Annotated in this window: 20 protein-coding genes; 12 read left to right on the top strand and 8 right to left on the bottom strand. The window is 67.0% G+C overall.

What is annotated here, in order from left to right; genetic code table 11:
• The first annotated feature begins 16 nt into the window (after window positions 1-16).
• The 3 genes from ACMZ91_RS15250 (at window position 17) to ACMZ91_RS15240 (ending at window position 3,889) form a co-directional block, all read left to right on the top strand.
• On the top strand, window positions 17-787 hold the full coding sequence (locus ACMZ91_RS15250) for an RNA methyltransferase (RefSeq protein WP_049423915.1): 771 nt from the start codon (window positions 17-19) through the stop codon (window positions 785-787).
• A gap of 76 nt (window positions 788-863) precedes the next feature.
• Complete coding sequence (locus tag ACMZ91_RS15245; protein WP_223224712.1) at window positions 864-1,766, top strand: phosphate/phosphite/phosphonate ABC transporter substrate-binding protein; 903 nt, start codon at window positions 864-866, stop codon at window positions 1,764-1,766.
• Entirely contained in the window at window positions 1,763-3,889 is a 2,127-nt protein-coding gene (locus tag ACMZ91_RS15240) for a putative bifunctional diguanylate cyclase/phosphodiesterase (RefSeq protein WP_049460742.1), read from the top strand. Before ACMZ91_RS15245 ends, ACMZ91_RS15240 begins: the two co-directional genes overlap by 4 nt.
• Window positions 3,890-3,961: 72 nt before the next feature.
• Here ACMZ91_RS15240 and epmB read toward each other — a convergent pair whose 3' ends face one another.
• Window positions 3,962-4,978 (bottom strand): EF-P beta-lysylation protein EpmB, encoded by a 1,017-nt coding sequence (epmB, locus tag ACMZ91_RS15235; protein ID WP_049401246.1) that lies wholly within the window; start codon window positions 4,976-4,978, stop codon window positions 3,962-3,964.
• A 120-nt stretch (window positions 4,979-5,098) separates the two neighbouring features.
• Here epmB and efp point away from each other — a divergent pair, with 120 nt between their 5' ends.
• From efp to ACMZ91_RS15210, 5 genes are all read left to right on the top strand, one after another.
• Window positions 5,099-5,665: an elongation factor P gene (gene efp, locus ACMZ91_RS15230; RefSeq protein ID WP_014037874.1), complete on the top strand. Its 567-nt coding sequence runs from the start codon at window positions 5,099-5,101 to the stop codon at window positions 5,663-5,665.
• Between the two features lie 197 nt (window positions 5,666-5,862).
• Complete coding sequence (locus ACMZ91_RS15225) at window positions 5,863-7,206, top strand: TRZ/ATZ family hydrolase (protein ID WP_014037873.1); 1,344 nt, start codon at window positions 5,863-5,865, stop codon at window positions 7,204-7,206.
• Between the two features lie 24 nt (window positions 7,207-7,230).
• Window positions 7,231-7,947: a bifunctional 2-polyprenyl-6-hydroxyphenol methylase/3-demethylubiquinol 3-O-methyltransferase UbiG gene (gene ubiG / locus ACMZ91_RS15220; protein WP_049401248.1), complete on the top strand. Its 717-nt coding sequence runs from the start codon at window positions 7,231-7,233 to the stop codon at window positions 7,945-7,947.
• On the top strand, window positions 7,944-8,639 hold the full coding sequence (locus ACMZ91_RS15215; RefSeq protein ID WP_110712927.1) for a phosphoglycolate phosphatase: 696 nt from the start codon (window positions 7,944-7,946) through the stop codon (window positions 8,637-8,639). The genes ubiG and ACMZ91_RS15215 overlap by 4 nt, the downstream gene beginning before the upstream one ends.
• An 11-nt stretch (window positions 8,640-8,650) precedes the next feature.
• Entirely contained in the window at window positions 8,651-9,355 is a 705-nt protein-coding gene (locus ACMZ91_RS15210; RefSeq protein WP_049460737.1) for a squalene/phytoene synthase family protein, read from the top strand.
• Window positions 9,356-9,454: 99 nt separating this feature from the next.
• On the opposite strand, the gene ACMZ91_RS15205 is transcribed toward ACMZ91_RS15210, so the two are convergent.
• The 4 genes from ACMZ91_RS15205 to yidD all read right to left on the bottom strand — a co-directional run bounded on the left by ACMZ91_RS15205 (window position 9,455) and on the right by yidD (window position 13,538).
• The gene (locus ACMZ91_RS15205) at window positions 9,455-10,975 is read right to left on the bottom strand and encodes a hypothetical protein (protein WP_414578173.1); all 1,521 of its coding nucleotides are present in this window, start codon (window positions 10,973-10,975) and stop codon (window positions 9,455-9,457) included.
• Between the two features lie 112 nt (window positions 10,976-11,087).
• Complete coding sequence (locus ACMZ91_RS15200) at window positions 11,088-11,936, bottom strand: M23 family metallopeptidase (RefSeq protein ID WP_049401255.1); 849 nt, start codon at window positions 11,934-11,936, stop codon at window positions 11,088-11,090.
• Window positions 11,936-13,282, bottom strand: coding sequence for a dihydroorotase (locus ACMZ91_RS15195; RefSeq protein WP_010486624.1), 1,347 nt, complete (start codon window positions 13,280-13,282; stop codon window positions 11,936-11,938). The genes ACMZ91_RS15200 and ACMZ91_RS15195 overlap by 1 nt, the downstream gene beginning before the upstream one ends.
• A gap of 1 nt (window position 13,283) precedes the next feature.
• Window positions 13,284-13,538 carry a membrane protein insertion efficiency factor YidD gene (gene yidD, locus ACMZ91_RS15190; RefSeq protein WP_014037867.1) on the bottom strand — a complete coding sequence of 85 codons (255 nt, stop codon included), beginning with the start codon at window positions 13,536-13,538 and terminating at the stop codon, window positions 13,284-13,286.
• A gap of 272 nt (window positions 13,539-13,810) precedes the next feature.
• Between yidD and dksA the strand changes: the two genes are divergently transcribed.
• The gene (dksA, locus tag ACMZ91_RS15185; RefSeq protein WP_495497669.1) at window positions 13,811-15,040 is read left to right on the top strand and encodes an RNA polymerase-binding protein DksA; all 1,230 of its coding nucleotides are present in this window, start codon (window positions 13,811-13,813) and stop codon (window positions 15,038-15,040) included.
• 584 nt (window positions 15,041-15,624) lie between these two features.
• Here dksA and ACMZ91_RS15180 read toward each other — a convergent pair.
• From ACMZ91_RS15180 to cysS, 3 genes are read right to left on the bottom strand one after another with little or no spacing between them, the layout of a single operon-like run.
• Complete coding sequence (locus tag ACMZ91_RS15180) at window positions 15,625-16,872, bottom strand: MFS transporter (protein ID WP_414578626.1); 1,248 nt, start codon at window positions 16,870-16,872, stop codon at window positions 15,625-15,627.
• Complete coding sequence (locus ACMZ91_RS15175) at window positions 16,869-17,321, bottom strand: SufE family protein (protein ID WP_277779337.1); 453 nt, start codon at window positions 17,319-17,321, stop codon at window positions 16,869-16,871. Before ACMZ91_RS15175 ends, ACMZ91_RS15180 begins: the two co-directional genes overlap by 4 nt.
• Before the next feature lie 52 nt (window positions 17,322-17,373).
• A complete protein-coding gene (cysS, locus tag ACMZ91_RS15170) occupies window positions 17,374-18,789 on the bottom strand; it encodes a cysteine--tRNA ligase (RefSeq protein WP_277779338.1) in 1,416 nt (471 codons plus the stop codon).
• A 188-nt stretch (window positions 18,790-18,977) separates the two neighbouring features.
• Between cysS and ACMZ91_RS15165 the strand changes: the two genes are divergently transcribed.
• The 3 genes from ACMZ91_RS15165 to ACMZ91_RS15155 all read left to right on the top strand — a co-directional run bounded on the left by ACMZ91_RS15165 (window position 18,978) and on the right by ACMZ91_RS15155 (window position 22,192).
• A complete protein-coding gene (locus tag ACMZ91_RS15165; RefSeq protein ID WP_032129397.1) occupies window positions 18,978-19,547 on the top strand; it encodes a glycine zipper 2TM domain-containing protein in 570 nt (189 codons plus the stop codon).
• A gap of 318 nt (window positions 19,548-19,865) precedes the next feature.
• Complete coding sequence (locus tag ACMZ91_RS15160) at window positions 19,866-20,876, top strand: N-acetylornithine carbamoyltransferase (RefSeq protein WP_032129398.1); 1,011 nt, start codon at window positions 19,866-19,868, stop codon at window positions 20,874-20,876.
• Between the two features lie 119 nt (window positions 20,877-20,995).
• A complete protein-coding gene (locus ACMZ91_RS15155) occupies window positions 20,996-22,192 on the top strand; it encodes an argininosuccinate synthase (protein WP_005414009.1) in 1,197 nt (398 codons plus the stop codon).
• Window positions 22,193-22,210 lie beyond the last annotated feature (18 nt).

The following is a 22,210-nucleotide window of genomic DNA, read 5'->3' as shown; positions in this document are numbered from 1 at the left end:
GACCTTTTCCCTGTTCATGTCCCAGTTTCCTGCCGCCACCCGCCTCCGATTCGTCCTGGTCGGTACCCAGCACCCCGGCAACATGGGCGCCGCCGCCCGCGCCCTGAAGACCATGGGCCTGGCCCGCCTGGTGCTGGTTGCCCCCGAAAAGCCGCTGGACGAGGAGGCCTTCCGCCGCTCGGCCGGTGCCGAAGACGTGCTGGGGGATGCCCCGGTGGTGGCCACCCTGGCCGAGGCGGTGGCCGATTGCCGCCTGGTACTGGGCTGCACCGCCCGTGCACGTCGCGTCCAGCTGGAGGAGTACCTGCCCGCCGATGCCGCTGCCCGCGCGGTGGCCAAGGCCGGCGAGGGCGCCGAGGTGGCGCTGGTGTTCGGCCGTGAGCGCACCGGCCTGACCAACGAGGAACTGCAGCTCTGCCATGCAGCGGTGCACATCCCGTCCGACCCGGAGTTCAGCTCGCTCAACCTGGCTGCCGCCGTGCAGGTGCTGGCCTATGAAACGCGCATGCAGCTGCTGGGCGCGCAGCCGGCCACCGATGCCGAGCCCGGCTTCCGCGAACAGGCGGCCAGCCACGAGCAGATGGAGAGCTTCTTCGCCCAGCTTGGCGACACGCTGGACGAGATCGATTTCCACAAGGGCCGCGCCCCGGAATCGGCGATGCGCAAGCTGCGCCGCCTGTTCCTGCGCAGTGAGCCGAGCGAGCAGGAAGTGCGCCTGCTGCGCGGCATCCTCGCCGACACCCAGCGCATGGCGCGACTGGCCCAGGCAGGCGGCAAGGACAGCTGACGACGTTCTCATTTTTTCGGGTAGTCTGTCTGGATACCCAGGGGGGATGAAGCCTGTGTCGGGTCTGCGAAAGGCAATGCAGGGGGGACTGCTGAGCCTGGCCATGGTCCTGCTGGCCGGGACGGTGCGTGCAGCACCGGACCCGGTGCTGGTGCTGGGCCGGATCAGCGATGATCCCAAGGCCCATTACGAGCAGCTGCAACCATTGCTGGACTACGTGGTGGCGCGCATGCAGGACGTTGGCATCAAGGAGGGGAGGATCCTGATGGCACGCGACCCGCAGCAGATGGCCAGCTATCTGCGGCGGGGCAGGGTCGACTGGGTCACGGAAACCTCCGGTACGGCGGTGGCGCTGGGCCAGCGCAGTGGCGCCCGTCCACTGCTGCTGACCGAGCGCAACGGCGTGCGGGATTACCAGACGGTGTTCTTCGTGCGCCGCGACAGCCCGATCCAGCGCGTGCAGGATCTGCGGGGCCATCGCCTGGCCCTGCAGAACACGGCGTCCACCAGTGCCTATCTGGTGCCGGTGATGACGTTGCTGCAGGAGGGCCTGTCGCCCCAGATCCTGGCCGGTGCATGGGACATGCCGGGCCGGGACAGTGTGGGTTACGTATTTGCACGCAGCGAGCTGAACATCGCGACGTTCGTGCACAAGGGGGTGGTTGACGTGGGGGCGGTGAGCAGCGTGGACTGGAACGACGAGCGGCGGATGCCGGCAGCGTTCCGGCGCGACTTCCGCGAGCTGCTGCGCACCGAGCCCTACCCGCGTGCGGTGGAGATGGTCCGCGCCGACCTTGATCCACGCGTGCGCGATCGCCTGCAGGAAGTACTGCTGCAGGCGGCCAGCGACCCGCAGGCACAGGGGGCGCTGCATCGGTTTTTTGGCACTTCCGGGTTCCACCGCGTCGATGCGCATGCGCAGCAGCGGTTGGATGAATTGAAACAAGGATTGACGCGCGTGCGGATGGAAGTGGAATGAAGTGGCTTGGCTCGGGGATGCAGGCCCGGTTCCTGCTCGCGATGGGCGGGGCGATGGTCGTGGTGATCGCGATCCTTGCGGTGTTGTTGGGGCGGCAGGCCGCGATGCAGGGCGAGGTGCGCAACCTCAGCGGCGGCGTCATCCATGAATTGTTCGACCGCAGCGTGCGCAGCCGCGGCGAGGCGATGGCGCGTGAGCTGTCCGACGCGCTGGCCAACCCGTTGTACTACCGTGACCTGGACCAGGTGGGCGTACTGGTGCGCAGTACCGCGCGCCAGCCCGTGGTGCGCTATGTACTGGTGTTCGATGAACGCGGCCGGCTGGTACACGATGGCTCGGTCGAGGTGTCTGGATTCGGTCAGCCGATGGCCGATCCACTGGCACCCAAGGCCGCGGCCGCGCAGATGCTGGTCGTGCAGGAATCGCCGAAGGTGCTCGACAACGCCATGCCGATCATGATCGGCAACCAGCGCATTGGCGGCGTCCGGGTCGGCATGGCGCTGGATGAGGTGCAGCAGCGCGAGCAGGCGGCCAACGCCACCCTGGGCGAGCGCCTGCAGCAGGTTGGCAGCCGTCACCTGGGCTGGCTGCTGCTGATGCTGGGCCTGCTGGTGGTGATCGGCGTGGTGGTGATCCTGTACGTGCAGCGCACCCTGGTCGCGCCGATCCGTGATCTTGCCGTCGCCGCCCGCCGCATCGAGGCCGGTGACTACCAGACACCCCTGGCCGAGAACACCCGCGACGACGAGGTCGGCGAACTGGTCCGCGGTTTCGCCCGGATGCGCGATGCGATCGCACGCCATGACCGCGAAGTGCGGCGCATGGCCTATACCGACGCACTGACCGGGCTGACCAACCGGCTGGCATTCCGCGAGGCGCTTGATCATCGGTTGATGGCGGCCCGTGCCGCCAATCACCGGCTGGGCCTTCTGTTCGCCGATATCGACGATTTCAAGCGGGTCAATGACACCCTTGGCCACGAGGCCGGCGATGAGGCATTGCTGCAGTTCGCCCAGCGTATCGGCCGCGCGGTCACCGAGGCCGGGGGCGATGAAGCCCTGCTGGCCCGCTTCGGCGGCGACGAGTTCGTGATCCTGGTCGGAGATGGCGACGTGGCGGCCAATGCGCGGCTGCTGGCCGAAGTGCTGGTGCGCGAGCTGGGCAAGCCGCTGGTGGTGCAGGGCAGGGAACTGTTCCTGGGCACCTCGATCGGCGTGACCCTGTTCCCCGACGATGCTGCCGATGCGACCACGCTGCTGAAAAACGGCGACATCGCCATGTACCAGGCGAAGATGGCCGGCAAGAACTGCTATCGCTATTACAGCCGGGCGATGGACCATGCGGTCGAGCGTCGCGTGCATATGGAACAGGAGCTGCGCGGCGCCTGGGAGCGCGGTGAGCTGCGCCTGGCCTACCAGCCGATCTTCCGCATGCGCGACCGCCGCATGGTCGGTGTTGAAGTACTGCTGCGCTGGCAGCATCCGACCCTGGGCACGATCCCGCCCTCGGTGTTCATCGAGGTGGCCGAGCAGAGTGGCCTGATCGAGATCATCGGCCCGAAGGTGCTGCGTGCGGCCTGCATGGAAGCCTCGCAGTGGCCGCGCGGGGCAGCGGGCGATGATCTGTTCGTGTCGGTCAACGTGTCACCGCGGCAGCTGCGTGGCGGCGAACTGCCGGCACTGGTCGCGCAGTGCCTGCATGAGTCCGGGCTGCCGGCGTCGCGCCTGCACCTGGAGCTGACCGAAACCGCCGTGATCGGCGACGAGATGGTTGCCGCGCAGCTGCTGGACAAGCTGCACCGCACCGGCGTGAAGGTGTGGCTGGACGATTTCGGTACGGGCTTCTCCGGGCTCAGTCATCTGCGCCAGGTGCCCGTGGACGGCGTGAAGATCGACAAGAGCTTCGTTGCCGACATGCAGCGCGATCCCGACGACCTTGCGCTGACCACGGCGATCATCGCCATGGCCCACGCGCTGGGCATCACCGTGGTGGCCGAGGGCATCGAGCAGCAGGCACAGTTCGAGCTGCTGGCGCAGCGCGGCTGCGATCTTGGCCAGGGCTACTGGCTGAGCCACCCGGTGACCGCCACCGAAGTGGTGCGGATGATCGAATCGGGCGTCTGACCTCCAAAAAGGGGACGGAGGGAATTAAGTCGCAAATGCATAAGCGACTTAATTCCCTCCGTCCCTTTTTTGTTACAGCGGGCGCTTGCTTGGGTCGCCGGGCAGTTCGCGCACCAGCTTGGGGATCAGGTAGCCGGACAGGCGTGCGGTCAGGCCGGCAATCAGCGCCTTGGCCTGGGTGTCGTCCACTTCGAAGTGGGCCACGCCCTCGACCCGGTCCAGCTGGTGCAGGTAATAGGGCAGCACGCCAGCAGCAAAGCTGCGCTCGCTCAGGTCCTGCAGGGCCTGCACGCTGTCGTTGACCCCGCGCAGCAACACCGCCTGGTTCAGCAGCTGGGCGCCGGTACCGCGCAGGCGGGCCATCGCTGCGTCCACGCTGGCGTCGAATTCATTGGCGTGATTGGCGTGGACCACGATCGCCAGCGGCCAGGGCAGGCTGCCCAGCCAGGAGACCAGTTCATCGTCCACGCGCTCCGGCAGCACGATCGGCAGTCGGGTATGGATGCGCAGGCGGCGGATGTGCGGTATCTGGCGCAGGGCGTCGGTCAGTTCCACCAGCTTGTGCGTGGCCAGCGACAGCGGGTCACCGCCGGACAGGATCACCTCGTCGATGTCCGGGTCGGCGGCGATGGCGGCTACGGCCTCCTGCCATCCCCCCTTGGCGGCGTTCTCCGCGCCATAGTCGAAGTGGCGGCGGAAACAGTAGCGGCAGTTGATCGCGCAGCTGCCGGTGGCGACCAGCAGGGCGCGGCCACGGTACTTCTGGATGACGCCGGTGGCCTTCTTGGCGGCGCCATCGCCCACCGCATCGAAGCTGAACCCGGGCGCCGGGTGCATTTCCTCGTCGATCGGCAGCACCTGGCGCAGCAGCGGGTCGGCCGCATCGCCGGGGCGCATGCGGGCCACGAAGCCCTCCGGCACGCGCAGCGCGAACTGGGCCATGGCCGCCTCCGAGACACCCAGCGCGGCCGGGTCCAGCTGCAGCCGGGCCAGCAGGGCGTGCGGGTCGCGCAGCGCCTGGCGCCAGAGCTGCTGCCAGCGCGCGGGCGCACCTGGCGACTGGGGCCGTGGGAAGGCGGAAAGCTGCATGGAGAGGGGGCCTGCGGTTATCATGGGGGCAGAAAAACAGTCGCCCACCGGCATCCGGTGGGCTTTCCATTCTAACGGCTCGCCGCACCCGCGGCGTTTTTGCCACTCAGGAGTTTACGCATGGCCAGCTACGGCATGAACGACGTCAAGAACGGGATGAAGATCCTGGTCAACAACCAACCGGCCGTCATCATCGACACCGAATACGTCAAGCCGGGCAAGGGCCAGGCCTTCACCCGCGTGAAGTACCGCCTGATCAAGGACGGCCGTACCCAGGAAGTCACCATGAAGTCGACCGACTCGCTGGATGCAGCCGACGTCGTCGATACCGACATGAACTTCATGTACAGCGACGGCGAGTACTGGCACTTCATGGACCCGGAATCCTTCGAGCAGGTCCAGGCCACCAAGGCCGGCATGGGCGGCGCCGAGAAGTGGCTGAAGGGCGAAGAGTCCTGCGTGGTCACCCTGTGGAACGGTGAGCCGATCTTCGTGCAGCCGCCGAACTTCGTTGAACTGAAGATCACCGAAACCGATCCGGGCGTCCGTGGCGACACCTCGGGCGGCGGCGGCAAGCCGGCAACCCTGGAAACCGGCGCCGTGGTCCGCGTGCCGCTGTTCGTGAACCAGGAAGAAGTGATCCGCGTCGACACCCGTTCGGGCGAATACTCCGCACGCGTCAAGTAATCCGGCGCAGCCGGATTACGGTAGTGCCGGCCGCTGGCCGGGTACGCGCCATCGCATTCGCGCTGGCGCTCCCATGATCTGCTTCGGCAGATCATGGGCCCCGCTTCACGAGTCTCCAGACCCCGCCGCTTCGCGGCAGCCCCTGACTCAGGGGCGTGTCCCCCAGAAGTATCTCGCCCCACAGCCAGTGAGCCCGCATGAGCGATAGCCCGCACCTCCCCGAAGCCTGCGACCTGCTCATCGAAGCCGGTTACGTCGTTCCGATCGAGCCGCATGCGGTGGTGCTGGAAGACCATGCCGTTGCCGTGCGTGGCAGTGAAATCGTGGCCATCCTGCCGCGTGCCGAGGCGCGCGCGCGGTTCCGCGCCACCCAGGTGGTGAGCCGCCCCGAGGCTGCCCTGATGCCGGGCCTGGTCAATGCGCACACGCACAACCCGATGACGCTGCTGCGCGGCGTCGCCGACGACCTGCCGCTGATGACCTGGCTGCAGCAGCACATCTGGCCGGTGGAAGCGGCGGTGATCGGCCCCGAATTCGTTGCCGACGGCACCACCCTGGCCATCGCCGAGATGCTGCGCGGCGGTACCACCTGTGCCAACGAGAACTACTTCTTCGGCGACGTGCAGGCCGCGGTCTACAAGAAGCACGGTTTCCGCGCGCTGGTGGGTGCGGTCATCATCGATTTCCCCACCGCCTGGGCCAAGACCGATGACGAATACTTCGCCAAGGCCGGTGAACTGCACGACCAGTGGCGCACCGATCCGCTGATCGGCACCGCGTTCGCGCCGCATGCGCCCTACACGGTCAACGATGCCAACTTCGAGCGGGTGCGGATGCTGTCCGACCAGCTCGACATGCAGGTGCACCTGCACACCCACGAGACCGCGCAGGAGATCAACGATTCGATCAAGCTGCACGGCCAGCGCCCGCTGGCGCGGCTGGATCGGCTCGGCCTGGTCAACGACCGCCTGATCGCGGTGCACATGACCCAGCTGACCGATGCGGAAATCCACCTGTGCGCCGAACGTGGCGTCAGCGTGGTGCATTGCCCGGAATCGAACCTGAAGCTGGCCTCCGGTTTCTGCCCGGCCTGCGCCCTGCAGCGTGCCGGCGTGAACCTGGCCATCGGCACCGATGGCTGCGCCAGCAACAACGACCTGGACATGTTCAGCGAGAACCGCACCGCGGCGATCCTGGCCAAGGCCGTGGCCGACGATGCGACCGCGCTCGATGCGGCGACCACGCTGCGCGCCTCCACCCTGGGTGGCGCCCGCGCACTGGGCTTCGGCGACCGCATCGGTTCCATCGAAGTCGGCAAGCAGGCCGATCTGGTCTGCGTCGACCTGTCCGCGCTGGAAACCCAGCCGCTGCACAACGTCCTGTCGCAGCTGGTGTACGCCACCGGCCGCCAGCAGGTCAGCGACGTCTGGATTGCCGGCAAGCCGAAGCTGGTGCAGCGCGAGCTGGTCGGCATGGACCTGCCGGGCATCATCGCCAACGCGCGCCAGTGGCGCGAGCGCATCCGTCATATCCGCGCCTGAACCCCGGCGCCGCAAGGACCCCTCATGACTGCCCCCCACGCTTCCTCCAATTTCGATCAGGCCGAGCTGGACAAGTTCGCCGCGCTGGCCAACCGCTGGTGGGACGCTGACGGCCCGCAGAAGCCGCTGCATGCGCTGAACCCGGTGCGCCTGCAGTACGTGGCCGATCGCGTGCCGCTGCGCGGTGCGCGCGTGCTCGACATCGGTTGTGGTGGCGGCCTGTTGAGTGAAGCGCTGGCCCAGGCCGGTGCTGACGTCACCGCCATCGACCTGGCCCCGGAACTGGTCAAGGTCGCGCGCCTGCATGCGCTGGAAAGCGGCGCCAAGGTCGATTACCGGGTGCAGGCTGCCGAAGATCTGGCCGCCGAGCAGCCGGGCAGCTTCGATGTGGTCACCTGCATGGAAATGCTCGAGCACGTGCCCGACCCGGGCGCGATCATCGAGGCCTGCAAGCGCCTGCTGAAGCCGGGCGGCCACCTGTTCCTGTCGACCATCAACCGCACCGCCGCCGCCTTCGCGGTGGCGATCGTCGGCGCCGAGTACGTGGCGCGGCTGCTGCCCAAGGGCACGCACCACTACCAGGAATTCATCAAGCCTGCCGAGCTGGCGCGCTGGCTGCGCGAGGCCGACATGCAGCTGGTGGATGTCAGCGGCATGGCCTACGAGCCGTGGCGCAACCAGGCCCGCCTGAGCAGCCGTACCGACATCAACTACCTGGCCTACGCGGTCAAGCCGGCATGACCGCGGCCCGCTTCCCGCGCGCGGTGCTGTTCGATCTGGACGGCACCCTGCTGGACAGCGCGCCGGACTTCGTCGCCACCTGCGACGCGATGCTGGCCGAGCGTGGACGCGCACCCATCGATCCGGCCGCGCTGCGCCCGGTTGTGTCGAAGGGCTCGCGGGCGATGGTCTCGGCTGCGTTCCCGGAACTGGACGTTGCCGCACGTGACGCGCTGATCCCGGAATTCCTGCAGCGCTACGAAGCATTGATCGGCCAGCACGCAGTGCTGTTTGATGGCGTGGCCGGCATGCTCGCCGCGTTGGACGATGCCGGTACGGTGTGGGGCATTGTCACCAACAAGCCTGAATACCTGGCGCGCTTGATCCTGCCGCAGCACGGCTGGCAGCAGCGCTGTGCGGTACTGGTGGGTGGTGACAGCCTGGCCGAACGCAAGCCGCATCCGCTGCCGTTGCTGCACGCCGCGCAGGCCATCGGCATTGCCGCCGAAGACTGCGTGTACGTGGGTGACGACGAGCGCGACATCATCGCCGCGCGTGCCGCGGCCATGCCGTCGGTGGCGGCGTTGTGGGGCTATCGCCTGCACAGCGACGATCCGCTGGCCTGGCAGGCCGACGTGCTGGTCGAGAACGCCGAACTTCTGCAACTGGCCAGCCTCTGGCCGACCCGGCCGGCAGCCCCGGCCCAGCCGTAAGGAATCACGTAGTGAGCAGTACCGCGCTGGACAGTTTCCTCGACAAGTGGCGCAGCCGTTGGCCGGAATGGTCGGTGGCCGCCCCGTTCGTGGCCGAATCGCAACGCGAGCTTGCGGTGGCGTGGTTCGCGCTGCTGCAGGAATTCGACGACATGCTCAACACCAGCGGCGACCCGTTGCCGGCCGACGCCAAGCTGGCGTGGTGGGGCGAGGAGCTGCGCAGCTGGGCCGCGCATCGTTCGCGCCATCCGCTGGGCCGCCTGCTGGAGCCGGTGCGTGCGCCGTGGGCGCAGCTGGCCGAAGCACTTCCGGATCTGGTTGAAGCGCGCACGGTCGCGCTGGATGCGGCCGGCGCCGAGCGCGCGCTGGCGAACTACGCAGAGGCCGTGGCCGCGGTGGAGGCAGCCCTGTTCGCGGACAAGCCGCGAACTGGCGCCGGTCGTGCGGTGCAGCTGCAGACCCTGGCCCAGCGCCTGCAGGATGCCGGCGTAGCCGGTGTGCCGCGTAGCCTGCTGGACGGTGATGCCAGCACGGCCGCACAGCGCTGGGCGCAGCATCTGTTGAAGGGCTGGGGCAGCCGCGTGCCCGGCCCGCGCCCGCGCCGCGTGTGGTCCAGCCTGGCGCGTGCACGCGTTGCCGCGCAGGCGGCAGGCAAGCCGATCGAAGCCACGCCGGTACGCACCCTGCTGCGTGTGTGGTGGGCTGCGCGCGGCTGATCGATTGCCGTGGTAGTGCCGGCCGCTGGCCGACAGCCAGGGCGATGCAGGATTCATGGGGTTGCCGGCCAGCGGCCGGCGCTACCCTTCCAGGGCGCCTCAGAACGTCCTGACCTCGTTCATTGCTTCGCGCAGTACGTCGCGCTGCAGCGGCGTAGTGCCCGGTGCGCGCGCCGCTTCCACTGCATCGACGATGCCCATCCACGCCATGTAGATCTGCTCGCGCTCTTCGGTTTCGATGAAGCCGCTACGGCGGTCCAGTGCGTTGAAGCCTTCGGTGTAGTTGCGGCCGATCTGCGCCAGCGCTGCGGTCAGTTCTGCAGCAGCGCGGTCATCGGTGGCCAGCTTCAATGCATCCCTACAGGCTTTGCGATACAGCGTGGTTGCCTTCTTCGCCTGCGCAGTGCTGATGTGCGTGCTTCCCTCCCAGTCGCGGAAGGGGTTGTCGAGATTTGCGGCCAGCCATTCGGGCTTGCGCAGCTGGCCCACATCCAGATCCAGGCCTTTTGCCACCTCGCCCTTGTAGGCCTTCCTGATGGCGGTGCCAAGATCGGCCGGTAAGCTGTGCAGCCACAGCCGGCACAAGCGCGGCCAGCATTCCGGTGCCGGAAACACCGAACCAGCAGGCGGAAAGAGATCGCTGCCGCTGAGGGTGTGCAGCTGCTGCAGATCGCCGAGGCACTGCAGCTGATGCAGCAGGCAGGGGGCGCCGTTGATCGCGAGTGATTGCAGTTGCGGGAACTGCTGGGCGATGCGTGCGGCGTCGAGTTCGCGTACCTCCCGCAGCTGCAGCTCACCGAGCTGCGCCAGGCCCAGGCCTGGCAGCAGCGGATCGGTACTGATAAGGGTCAGCCAGCGGCCTTCGTCCTCGGCGTGGATGATCAGCGCGGGATCGATGCTGCCGATCAGCGTCAGGCGATCCAGCTGCGGGTTGAGGTGGAGCGAGCGCAGGCCGGTGACATCGATCGTCATCTGCAGGAGCCGGGTTCCTCGCACATCGACGTCGGTCTGCTGCAGGCCACTGATCTGCAAGGTATGGATCAACGGCCGTGTACGCAGCCACGGCAGCAGGCCCGGCACCGGTGTGCTGATCTCCAGCTGCGTGAGCAACGGCAGGGCATCGAATACAGCCAGTGACGGCGCACGGTTCAGGGTCGCGCTGTCCAGTTGGCGGGTACAGCGACGCACCGGAAAGGCATCGCTTTCCAGTACCACGCTCTGGTCTTGCGGCGCGGACATCGCGGCGTGGAAGGCGCGCACGGCATCGGTATCCAGCGCATCCCACTTGCGTTGCCCGACCCATTCGGCGCCATCCGGCCAGCTGCCGTAAGCCCTCGGATGATCGGCGATCAGCGGCTCGCGCCAGCCCACCTGCCAGAAATCGCGCGGGACGCGCTTGCCTACCCAGCGGTGCAGGATCGCGGGCGCCGCACGGAACGGGCTGAAGCGGGCAGGTTGCATGGCTGCAACGGCGGCGGCATCCGGCAGGGCACTGCCCACCCAGTCCAGTGCAAGGACGGCGAAGCTGCCGTCCTCCGTATTCTGGTGGGTGAGCTGGTAGGCCACGTAGGCGCCCAGGCGTGCGTTGTGGACGGCGTGGATATCACCCGTAGCGGGCATGCAACGTTCCTTGTTTCCATGCGTCGAAACATCACGGTAGCGCCGGCCGCCGGCCGGCATCCAGATTCGCCGCGAAGATCATGGGGTTGCCGGCCAGCGGCCGGCACGACCGTTATTTGCGTTCCAGCACCAGCAGCGGATCGATACGGGTATCGAACCAGTTCATGCCCCAGTGCAGGTGCGGGCCGGTGGCACGACCGGTGGCGCCGACCGCAGCGATCACCTGGCCCTGTTCCACACGGTCGCCAACTTTTACGTCGATGCGCGACAGGTGCAGGAAGTTGGAGCTGACACCGAAACCGTGGTCGAGCAGCAGCGTGCCGCCGGTCAGGTACAGGTCGGGGCCGGCGAAGGTGACGATGCCGGCCGCCGGCGCTTTCACCGGCGTGCCGGTCGGTACCGCGATGTCCATGCCGGAATGACCTGCGCCGGGCTGTCCGTTGTACACGCGTGCGTTGCCGAAGCGGCCGCTGATGCGGCCCTGCACCGGCCAGATGAAGGTCTGGGTGAAGTCGGTGCGATCGTCATCGCGGGCGCGGGCGGCGGTCACCTGTGCTTGTTCGCGCTTGATCCGCTCGGCAATCGCCGGCGGCGGGTTGACCGTCTTCGGCGGCACGCCGTTGACCCGCTCGGTGGGCCAGTCGCGCGGGGTCACCGCAATGGTCGCGGTCTCGCTGCCACCATCAGGGCGCTGCACCTGCACGCGCAGCGGACCCTTCTCGTCGCGGCCGATGCCGAACACCACGCTGCCATAGCCGCTCACCCGCAGTTGGCGGCCGGCGTACTGCACGCGGCTGCCGGCGGGTACCTTGCCGATCACCAGTGCGCCCTGCGATGCGCTGGCCGGGAACACCACGCGGCTGTCGATCAGGCTGCCGATGCCGTCCTGTGCCTGCGCCGACGGTGCGGTGAACAGGGGCGCGGCCAGCAGCAGCGCCCCGATCAGAAGTGCGGAGCGCATCAGCGGTCGTAGGTCATGCGCTGGCCGGCCGGCTCGCCCACCAGTTTGCTGCCGTCCCACACCAGTTGGCCATTGACCCAGGTGGAGGCCACGCGCGAGCGGAAGGTCGTGCCTTCAAACGGCGACCAGCCGCACTTGGACAGCACGTCCTCGCGCTTGACCGTGAACGGCACGTCCTCGACCAGCACCAGGTCGGCGAAGTAACCCTCGCGCAGGAAGCCACGTTCTTCCACGTCGAACAGCTGTGCCGGCGCATGCGCGAACTTCTGCACCACCTGCTCGCGGGTCAGCTTGCCTTCGTGCACGCGTTCCAGCGCGGCCACCAGCGCGTACTGCACCAGCGGCAGGCCCGACGGCGCCTGTGCGTAGGGCTTCTGCTTCTCTTCCCAGGTGTGCGGCGCGTGGTCGGTGGCCAGGACGTCCAGCACGTCATCGGCCAGCGCGGCGGTGATCGCCTCGCGGTCGGACACTTCCTTGATCGCCGGGTTGCACTTGATCAGGTTGCCCTTGGTCGCATAGTCCGGACGCGCGAAGTGCAGGAAGTGCACGCAGGTTTCGGCGGTGATCTGCTTGCGGCTGCCGTCGGCGCGGATCAGCGGACCCTTCTCGAACAGCGCCAGCTCATCGGCGGTGGAGATGTGCAGCACATGCAGGCGGGTGCCGTGCTTGCGCGCCAGCGACATCGCCAGGCGGGTCGACTTGATGCAGGCCTCGCGCGAGCGGATGTCCGGATGCATGTCCGGGGTCAGCGCGTCGCCGTATTTCTCCTGGAAGGCCTTCAGGTTGGCGTCGATCATCGGCGTGTCTTCGCAGTGCGTGATGATCGGCGTCGGGCATTCGCGGAAGATCGCGTCCAGCGTTTCCGGATTGTCGACCAGCATGTTGCCGGTGGAGGCGCCCATGAACACCTTCACGCCCGGGGCCTTCTTCGGGTCCAGCGCACGGATGGCGTCCAGGTTGTCATTGCTGGCGCCGTGGTAGAAGCCGTAGTTGGCCCAGGCGCGGCCGCGCGCGAGCTCGTATTTGGCTTCCAGGATGGTCGAATCCAGTGTCGGCGGATTGGTGTTGGGCATGTCCATGAAGCTGGTCAGGCCACCGGCCACCGCAGCTGCCGATTCGCTGGCGATGTCGCCCTTGTGGGTCAGGCCCGGTTCGCGGAAGTGCACCTGGTCGTCGATCATGCCCGGAAGCAACCAGCGTCCGGCTGCGTCCACCACCTGCTCGCCGTCGCGCGGCGCCAGCCCGTTGCCGATCTGCGCGATGCGGCCGTTCTCGATGCGCAGGTCGCCGTCGAAGGTGCGGCCTTCGTTGACCATGCGGGCGTTGGTGATGAGGGTGGAGGACATGTCAGTGTTTTCCTGTGCAACGGCAAGAGGGGGCGTTGGGGGACTCGGGCACGGGGTCGAAGCCGCCGGGATGGAACGGGTGGCAGCGGCCCAGCCGGCGCGCAGCCAGCCAGCTTCCGCGCAGCGGGCCGTGCCGCGAGATGGCGTCCATCGCGTATTCAGAACAGCTCGGCACGAAACGGCAGCGTGGCCCCAGCAGGGGGCTGATGAAGCGCTTGTAGAAGCGCAGCAGGGCAATGAGCAGGCGCGAGATCACCCAGTCATCTTATGCCAGTTGGCATGAAGGCCGCATTTGTGCAGGATGGGCCGTTGGTCGCATGTCGCCGATGGCCTGCGACCGGTACCAGTACCTTCGGGTGCTGGCCAGGTTCCGTACCGCGCAAGGCGGTCCGTGTTCGTCGGACTGCCTCCAAGGGCGCCTTGACTCCAGGACTGAATGGAGCAGGGGGTCGAGGTTGCTGCTGCGGGTCGGGTAGGCTATAAAGGCCCGCTTTCCCGGGCCCCGGGGAATCCAAGGAAGAGCGTTTCGTGGCTGCTAAAAAAACTGCAAAGAAGGCCGCAACGGCCGCCAAGAAAACCGCCAAGCCTGTTGTGAAGAAGTTGGCGGCAAAGCCCGTTGCCAGGAAACCGGCCAGCAAGCCGGCGACCAAGGCAGCGTCCTCGCAACCGGCGGCCAGGAAGGCCACCGCAAAGAAAACGCCGGTCAAGGCAACCAAGCCGGTGGCGAAGAAGGCTGCTGCGCCCGCCAAGGCCAAGCCTGCCGCTGCCAGCAAGAAGGCGCCGGTGGTGAAGAAAGCCGCCAGCAAGGCCGCGCCGGTGAAGGAGGCCGCCGCCAAGCCGGTGGCGAAGAAGGCAGCAGCCAAGCCGGCGCCGAAGGCGGTGGTGAAGAAGGCTGCGGCCAAGCCGGTCGCCAAACCTGCAGCGAAGAAGGTTGCTGCGGCTAAACCGGTGGCCACGCCTGCCGCTGTAAAGAAAGTCACCAAGAATGTTGCCGCGCCGGCCGCAAAGCCGACCCCGGCCCCCGTAGTGAAGTCCGCACCGAAGCCTGCCCCCAAGCCGGCTCCGGCCAAGCCTGTCCCGGCCAAGACCGTGGCAGTGGCAGCAGCCCAACCGGCCCCCAAGCCGGCCCCGGCCGCCGCTCCTGCTGCTTCGAAGGCCCCGCAACCCAAGAATCCCGTGCCCGTTTCGAAATCGCCTGCCAAAACCGCCGTGAAATCCGATTCCGCCCCGAAGACCGTGTCGCGCCCTGTCGGCAAGGTTGCCGTGGCCGTCGCCGCCCGCTCGGCGGCACCGGCCCCGCGCAGCAAGTACAAGGTGGTCGAGTACAAGACCGACGAGGCCACCGGCCGCCCGATCCTGCCGGCTGGCTACAAGCCGTCCTCGGAAGAGGAATACATGAGCCCGCTGCAGCAGGAGTATTTCCGTCAGCGCCTGCAGAACTGGCGCGCGGACCTGGTGGAAGAGTCCAAGCAGACCATCGAGAACCTGCGCGAGGAAGTGCGTGACATCGGCGACGAAGCCGAGCGCGCGACCCGCGAGACCGAGAACTCGCTGGAACTGCGTACCCGTGACCGCTACCGCAAGCTGATCGGCAAGATCGACAGCACCCTGAAGCGCCTGGAAGCGGGCGACTATGGTTACTGCGTCGACACCGGCGAAGAAATCGGCCTGGAGCGCCTGGAAGCGCGCCTGACCGCCGAGCGCACCATCGACGCCCAGGAGCGTTGGGAGCACCTGCAGAAGCAGCAGGGCGACTGATTCCTGATCGTTGTCTGGTCATGCGAAAAACCCGGCCTCGGCCGGGTTTTTTGTTGGGTGTGGTTGGCTGTGTAGAACGGCGCCTTCCGGGTATAGGAGGGAGCCTGTGTGCGCGGTTGCTGTAAAGCCTAGCCCATGCCCGGCTCGGGTCGAAGGCGGAGGGCAAGGAAGAGCAAAAGCAAAAGCAAAAGCAAAAGCAAAAGCAAAAGCAAAAGCAAAAGCAAAAGCAAAAGCAGCCAAGCATGGCTTGGCTCTACCAAGGGCGGTCATGCGTGCGCTCGCGGCTGTTGGGTCCGCCTTGTAGCGAGCCGAGCACCGCAGGGGAATCAGGGGCGAAGAGGCGCCGCTGTTTGAGCGCAGCGAGTTCGGCGCCGTCCCCTGATTCACCGAGGAGCACAGGGCACCGGCGCGCAGCGCCGGCTCGCGGATGGCGGCGCGTTTCTTTTGGTTACTTTTCTTTTCGCGCGAAAAGAAAAGTGACACCCCACCGCGGTCACGGAAAGAGCCCGCCGGGCATGGCCTGGCGCTATCGGCGCGTGGGCGCACGGAAATACGCAGCCGAGCATGGGCTCGGCTCTACAGGCTCACTGCAGGTCGCGAAGATTCAGTTTCCGCAACGTCGGGTTCTTCCACGCGGTGATCCCGGCCACGCTCAGCACCGCGAACCCACCCAGCACCACTGCCGGCACCAGGCCGAGCAGCTTTGACATCGTGCCGGCATAGAACGCGCCCAGTTCGTTGGACGAACTGATGAAGATGCCGTTGATCGACGACACCCGGCCGCGCATTTCTTCCGGCGTGGCCAGCTGCAGGATGGTCGAGCGGATCACCACCGACACGCCGTCGAAGGCCCCATAGAACAGCAGGATCAGCGCGGACAGCCAGAAGTGCTGCGACAGCCCGAAGCTGATCACGCACAGGCCGAAGCCGGCCACCGCGAACAGCAGCACGCGGCCGGCATTGCGGTGCAGCGGGTGGCGCGCCAGCCACAGGCCAACGCAGACCGAGCCCAGCGCCGGCATTGCGCGCAGGATGCCCAGGCCTTCCGGGCCGTGGTGCAGGATCTCGTGCAGGAACGCCGGCAGCATCGCCACCACGCCGCCCAGCAGCACCGAGAACATGTCCAGTGCCATCGCCCCGACCATGATCCGGTTGCCGACCACGAAGCGCGCGCCTTCAGCGATGCTCTTGAAGATCGGGGCGGCCGGGCCGGTATGCACCGGTTCTTCCACCTTCAGCGTGGCCAGGCAGGCCATCGCCACCAGCGCGAAGCCCGTGGCCACCGCGTAGGACAGGCCCTTGCCGCCGAAGCCGACCAGCACGCCGCCCAATGCCGGACCGGCCACCATGCCGGCCTGGAACACCACGGCGCCGAGGCCAGCGCCACGTGCGAACTGGTCACGGGCCAGCACGCGGGCGAACAGTGCGTTGTAGATCGGCGACAGGAAGGCGCGGACCATGCCGGTCAGCGCAATGGCCGCATAGATCGGCCACACGCCTTCGAACGGCAGCCAGCCCTTGGCCACGCCGGTCAACACCAGCGCGGTGGCGATCAACCCGGAGCAGGCGACCATGCCGAGCCGGCGGCGCGGCAGGTGGTCGACCAGATAACCAGCGAACGGCGCGACGCAGAAGAACGGCAGTACCTCGGCCAGGCCAACCAGGCCCAGCGAGAACGGATTGCGGGTGACTTCGTAGATGTGCCAGCCGACGGTGACCGCGACCACCTGGTAGGACAGCATCGCGAAGATGCGGTAGGCCAGCAGCTTGGCAAAACCGGGCCGGGACAGCAGCCCCAGCGCAGTGTCTTCGGCCGTGGCGGGTTCGCTCACGACGGGTCGCGCTGCAGCTGGGCCTGCGCGGTCTCGCGGATGAAGGCCAGCATCGCCGCCACGCCGTTGCTGCGGGTGGGCGAGAGGTGGCGGGCCAGGCCGATGTCCTGGATGTAGCTGGGCTCGGTATCCAGGATCTCCTGCGCCGAGCGCCCGGAGTACACGCGCAGGGCCAGGAAGATCAGGCCGGAAACGATGGCCGAATCACTGATGGCGTGGAAGCGCAGCGACTGCGCATTGCCTTCCGGCACGATCCAGACCATCGACTGGCAGCCGAGCAGGCGGTGCTCCTCGGTCTTCCATTCGTCCGGGAAGACGGGCAGCTTGCGGCCGAGGTCGATCAGGTACTGGTAGCGCTCGGACCAGTCGCCGAAGAAGCCGAATTCCTCGGCGATGGCGGTCTGGGCCTCGGCGGCGGTGGGTTCAAGCGGGAACGGGGAGTCAGTCACAACAGTCTCTACAGTGGAGCGTGGCCGGCGGACCGGCCACGGGGCAGGGTGGTCAGCCGCGCTTGCGCGACCAGCGCACGCCCTGCGGGGTGTCTTCCAGCACGATGCCCTCGGCCGCCAGCTGGTCGCGGATGGCGTCGGAACGGGCGAAATCGCGCGCCTGCTTGGCGGCGGCACGCTCGTCGATCAGGCCCTGGATGCGGGCATCTTCGCCGTCATCGCTGGCCGCGGTGCCGAACCACTGCGCCGGATCGGCCTGCAGCAGGCCCAGGGCCAGGCCGGCACCGAGCAGTTCGCCCTTCAGGCGGCTTAGCTGTGCCAGCTTTTCACCCTCGCGGGGATAGTCCGGGCCGCCCGCCGGGGCACCTGCGTGCCTTAGCTTTCGAGCCGATTCAGCGAGTATTGCCAGCACTTTCGGAGTGTTGAGGTCGTCATTGAGCGCGTCCTCGACTGCTTGCGGGATCACTGGGGTGGCGTCGACATTGGCAAATTCCCTGATAGCTCGGTAGAGGCCATCAAGGGTGCGCACCGATTGCTCGATGAGGCCATCGGACCAGTCCAGCGGCTGCCGGTAGTGGGCCGACAGCAGGGCCAGGCGCAGCGCTTCCGGCGGGTGCTGGCGGACCAGGTCGTGCACGCGTTCGATGTTGCCCAGCGACTTGCTCATCTTGGCGCCGCCGAAGTTGAGCATGCCGTTGTGCAGCCAGAAGCGGGCGAAGATCTTGCCGCCGTGGGCGCATTCGCTCTGCGCAAGCTCGTTCTCGTGGTGCGGGAACTGCAGGTCGACGCCGCCGGCATGGATGTCGATGGTCTCGCCCAGGTGGGCGGCGGCCATCGCCGAGCATTCGATATGCCAGCCCGGGCGGCCACGGCCCCAGGGAGACTCCCAGCCAGGGAGGTCATCGCTGGACGGCTTCCACAGCACGAAATCGCCTGGGTCGCGCTTGTACGGGGCAACGTCGACGCGAGCGCCGGCCAGCATCTCTTCCGGGTCGCGGCGCGAGAGCTTGCCGTAGCCTTCGAAGCTGGCCACCGCGAACAGCACGTGGCCTTCGGCGGCGTAGGCATGACCATTGGCGATCAGCTGCTCGATCATGGTGATGATCTGCGGGATGTGCGCGGTCACTTCCGGCTCGATGTCCGGCGGCACCACGCCCAGCGCGGCCATGTCTTCACGGTAGGCGGCGGCGAACCTGTCGGTGATGGTGCTGATCGGCACGCCCTGCTCACGCGCGGCGTTGTTGATCTTGTCGTCCACGTCGGTGATGTTGCGCGCGTAGCGCAGGCCACCGAAACGGCGCCGCAGCAGATCGGCCAGCACCCCGAACACCACTGGGCCACGGGCGTTGCCGATGTGCACGTAGTTGTAGACCGTCGGGCCGCACACATACAGGGTCGGACAGGCCGGGTCGAGCGGGGTGAACGGTTCGAGCTGGCGAGTCAGGTTGTTGTGCAGGCGCAGGGTCATGGGGCTGTGGCTGGGGGGCAAGCCTGTGATTTTAGAACGTGTCGGCCCCCTTTGGGGGCACCGCCTGCCACCGGTGGACGCCGGGTCCAACCAGGGTGGGGTGGGCAGGAGCAGCGTGGACGGGTAATGTTCAGCCCCTTGCGCTCGCCACTGCCTACACTATTGCCGTGTCCTTGCTCCCTTCGCCAATGAAATCCACCGCGTTGCTGACCCTGGCCTGCCTGTCGGCGCTGGCCGCCGTGGCCCAGGCGCAGGAGGCCGAGCCCCGCAACCGGGTGGTGATCGTGGAGAACGTGAAGTTCGACTACGCGCAGGTACTGAACGTCGAACCCGTGTTCCAGACCCTGCGCGCGACCCGTACCGAAGAACACTGCGAGCCGGTCTCGACCCGGACCCTGGCGCCGGTCAATGTCACTGGTGAGGAGCCGGTCGAGGACAAGGGCCGGATCAGCCGCTTCTGGGACTCGGTACGCTCGATGTTCAAGCGCAGCGATGAAGAGGTCTCCGAGGACACCGCCGCCGAGTCACCGGCCCCGGCGCCGGCACCGGCCAACAATGGTCCGATGCTGACCCGCGACTGTCGCATTGTGCCGGTGGGACGTGAATTCCGCCGGCCCATCGCCTACGACGTGGACTACGTCTACAAGGGCACCAAGTACCGCTCGCGGCTGCCGGAAGATCCCGGCAACCGGCTCAAGATCCGGGTGTCGATCACCCCCTGGGTCGGCCCCGAGCAGGGCGCCGCTGGCAATCCCTGATTCTGCGACCCCGGCCCCTTGCGTCGGCCCCGGCCGCATGCAAAGATGGATGACCATGAAGCTCACCGACTTCCAGCACGACAGCAGCGCAGCCCGACAGGCGTCGGGCATGACCTCGCGTGCGCGTCGACCGGAACCCCACATCCTCGCTGGGTAACCGGAGCTTTTTGCTGTTCGTCCGAAAAAAACCCAGCCCGCCGGCTGGGTTTTTTCGTTTCCGCGTCATGAAAGCTGCAACTGCAACCTTTTCGTTCCACCTTTGCTTCCTGTTTTCCCTTCCACCGCGTCGAACCCGGCGCCGCCACGCAAGGAAAGATGATGTCCCCCAAGCACTTCCTGAACACCCAGGACTGGAGCCGCAGCGAGCTCGACGCGCTGCTGACCCAGGCCGCGCTGTTCAAGCGCAACAAGCTCGGCGACCAGCTCAAGGGCAAGTCGATCGCGCTGGTGTTCTTCAATCCGTCCATGCGCACCCGCACCAGCTTCGAACTGGGTGCGTTCCAGCTGGGTGCCCACGCGGTGGTGCTGCAGCCGGGCAAGGATGCGTGGCCGATCGAGTTCAACCTCGGCACGGTGATGGACGGCGATACCGAAGAGCACATCGCTGAAGTGGCCAAGGTGCTGGGCCGTTACTGCGACATCATCGCTGTGCGCGCATTCCCCAAGTTCATCGACTGGGCCTACGACCGCCAGGACATCGTCCTCAACAGCTTCGCCAAGTACTCGCCGGTGCCGGTCATCAACATGGAGACCATCACCCACCCGTGCCAGGAGCTGGCCCACATCATGGCCCTGCAGGAGCACTTCGGCACCCAGGACCTGCGCGGCAAGAAGTACGTGCTGACCTGGACCTACCACCCCAAGCCGCTGAACACCGCAGTCGCCAATTCGGCGCTGACCATCGCCACCCGCATGGGCATGGACGTGACCCTGCTGTGCCCGACCGCCGACTACATCCTCGACGACCGCTACATGGGCTGGGCCGAGCAGAACGTGGCCGAGAGCGGCGGCTCGCTGAAGATCAGCCATGACATCGACAGCGCCTACGCCGGTGCCGACGTGGTCTACGCCAAGAGCTGGGGCGCGCTGCCGTTCTTCGGCAACTGGGAACCGGAAAAGCCGATCCGCGACCAGTTCAAGCACTTCATCGTGGACGAGCGGAAGATGGCGCTGACCAACAACGGTGTGTTCAGCCACTGCCTGCCGCTGCGCCGCAACGTGAAGGCCACCGATGCGGTGATGGATTCGCCGCAGTGCATCGCCATCAACGAAGCCGAGAACCGCCTGCATGTGCAGAAGGCGATCATGGCGGCTGTTGCCGGGCGCTGAATCAAACAAGGGGTAGAGCCGACCGTTGGTCGGCTGCTCCCGCAGCGGCGCATCCAACATTTCAGCCGACCAGCGGTCGGCTCTACCGAATTCCCATCCCCCAAGTGGACCTGATCCCCATGAGCAACAAAGACGTCGTTCTCGCCTTCTCCGGCGGCCTGGATACCAGCTTCTGCGTGCCGTACCTGCAGGAGCGCGGCTACAACGTGCACACCGTGTTCGCCGACACCGGCGGCGTGGATGATGAAGAGCGCGATTTCATCGAGAAGCGCGCCGCCGAACTCGGCGTGGCCAGCCACGTTACCGTCAATGGTGGCCCGGCCATCTGGGAAGGCTTCGTCAAGCCGTTCGTGTGGGCAGGCGAAGGCTATCAGGGACAGTACCCGCTGCTGGTCTCGGATCGCTACCTGATCGTCGATGCCGCGCTGAAGCGTGCCGCCGAACTGGGTACCAACATCATCGCCCACGGCTGCACCGGCATGGGCAACGATCAGGTCCGCTTCGACCTGGCGGTGAAGGCCCTGGGTGACTACCAGATCATCGCGCCGATCCGCGAGATCCAGAAGGAACACACCCAGACCCGCGCCTACGAGCAGAAGTACCTGGAAGAGCGCGGCTTCGGCGTGCGTGCCAAGCAGCAGGCCTACACCATCAACGAGAACCTGCTGGGCCTGACCATGTCCGGCGGCGAGATCGACCGCTGGGAAGCCCCGGGCGAGGGCGCCCGCGGCTGGTGCGCACCGCGCAGCGAGTGGCCGGAACAGGCGCTGACCGTGACCCTGAAGTTCGTTGAGGGCGAAGCCGTCGAACTGAACGGCAAGGCGCTGCCGGGCGACCAGATCCTGGCCCAGCTCAACAAGCTGTTCGCCCCCTACGGTGTTGGCCGCGGCGTCTACACCGGTGACACCGTGATCGGTCTGAAGGGTCGCATCGTGTTCGAGGCCCCGGGCCTGGTTTCGCTGCTGGCCGCGCATCGCGCGCTGGAAGACGCCGTGCTGACCAAGCAGCAGAACCGCTTCAAGCCGGACGTGGCGCGCAAGTGGGTGGAGCTGGTCTACGAAGGCTTCTACCACGACCCGCTGAAGACCGACATCGAGGCCTTCCTGAAGTCCTCGCAGGCCAAGGTCAATGGCGAAGTGGTGCTGGAAACCCGCGGCGGCCGCGTCGATGCAGTGGCGGTGAAGTCGCCGCACCTGCTCAACACCAAGGGCGCCACCTACGCGCAGTCGGCCGACTGGGGCGTGGAGGAGGCCGAGGGCTTCATCAAGCTGTTCGGAATGAGCTCCACTGTCTATGCGCAGGTCAATCGCGGTTGACCTGTGACGGGGGTGCCG

This window comes from Stenotrophomonas sp. FR024, assembly GCF_047500745.2.
Lineage (GTDB): Bacteria > Pseudomonadota > Gammaproteobacteria > Xanthomonadales > Xanthomonadaceae > Stenotrophomonas > Stenotrophomonas maltophilia_A.
The sequence above is the reverse complement of the archived record's forward strand: the minus strand, read 5'-3'. Positions and strand labels throughout refer to the sequence as shown.

Excerpts from the sequence above, each read along its gene's own strand:
- ACMZ91_RS15250 (WP_049423915.1), top strand. The coding sequence starts at position 17 with ATGTCCCAGTTTCCTGCCGCCACCCGCCTCCGATTCGTCCTGGTCGGT.
- ACMZ91_RS15245 (WP_223224712.1), top strand. The coding sequence starts at position 864 with ATGCAGGGGGGACTGCTGAGCCTGGCCATGGTCCTGCTGGCCGGGACG.
- ACMZ91_RS15240 (WP_049460742.1), top strand. The coding sequence starts at position 1,763 with ATGAAGTGGCTTGGCTCGGGGATGCAGGCCCGGTTCCTGCTCGCGATG.
- epmB (WP_049401246.1), bottom strand. The coding sequence starts at position 4,978 with ATGCAGCTTTCCGCCTTCCCACGGCCCCAGTCGCCAGGTGCGCCCGCG.
- efp (WP_014037874.1), top strand. The coding sequence starts at position 5,099 with ATGGCCAGCTACGGCATGAACGACGTCAAGAACGGGATGAAGATCCTG.
- ACMZ91_RS15225 (WP_014037873.1), top strand. The coding sequence starts at position 5,863 with ATGAGCGATAGCCCGCACCTCCCCGAAGCCTGCGACCTGCTCATCGAA.
- ubiG (WP_049401248.1), top strand. The coding sequence starts at position 7,231 with ATGACTGCCCCCCACGCTTCCTCCAATTTCGATCAGGCCGAGCTGGAC.
- ACMZ91_RS15215 (WP_110712927.1), top strand. The coding sequence starts at position 7,944 with ATGACCGCGGCCCGCTTCCCGCGCGCGGTGCTGTTCGATCTGGACGGC.
- ACMZ91_RS15205 (WP_414578173.1), bottom strand. The coding sequence starts at position 10,975 with ATGCCCGCTACGGGTGATATCCACGCCGTCCACAACGCACGCCTGGGC.
- ACMZ91_RS15200 (WP_049401255.1), bottom strand. The coding sequence starts at position 11,936 with ATGCGCTCCGCACTTCTGATCGGGGCGCTGCTGCTGGCCGCGCCCCTG.
- ACMZ91_RS15195 (WP_010486624.1), bottom strand. The coding sequence starts at position 13,282 with ATGTCCTCCACCCTCATCACCAACGCCCGCATGGTCAACGAAGGCCGC.
- cysS (WP_277779338.1), bottom strand. The coding sequence starts at position 18,789 with ATGACCCTGCGCCTGCACAACAACCTGACTCGCCAGCTCGAACCGTTC.
- ACMZ91_RS15165 (WP_032129397.1), top strand. The coding sequence starts at position 18,978 with ATGAAATCCACCGCGTTGCTGACCCTGGCCTGCCTGTCGGCGCTGGCC.
- ACMZ91_RS15160 (WP_032129398.1), top strand. The coding sequence starts at position 19,866 with ATGTCCCCCAAGCACTTCCTGAACACCCAGGACTGGAGCCGCAGCGAG.
- ACMZ91_RS15155 (WP_005414009.1), top strand. The coding sequence starts at position 20,996 with ATGAGCAACAAAGACGTCGTTCTCGCCTTCTCCGGCGGCCTGGATACC.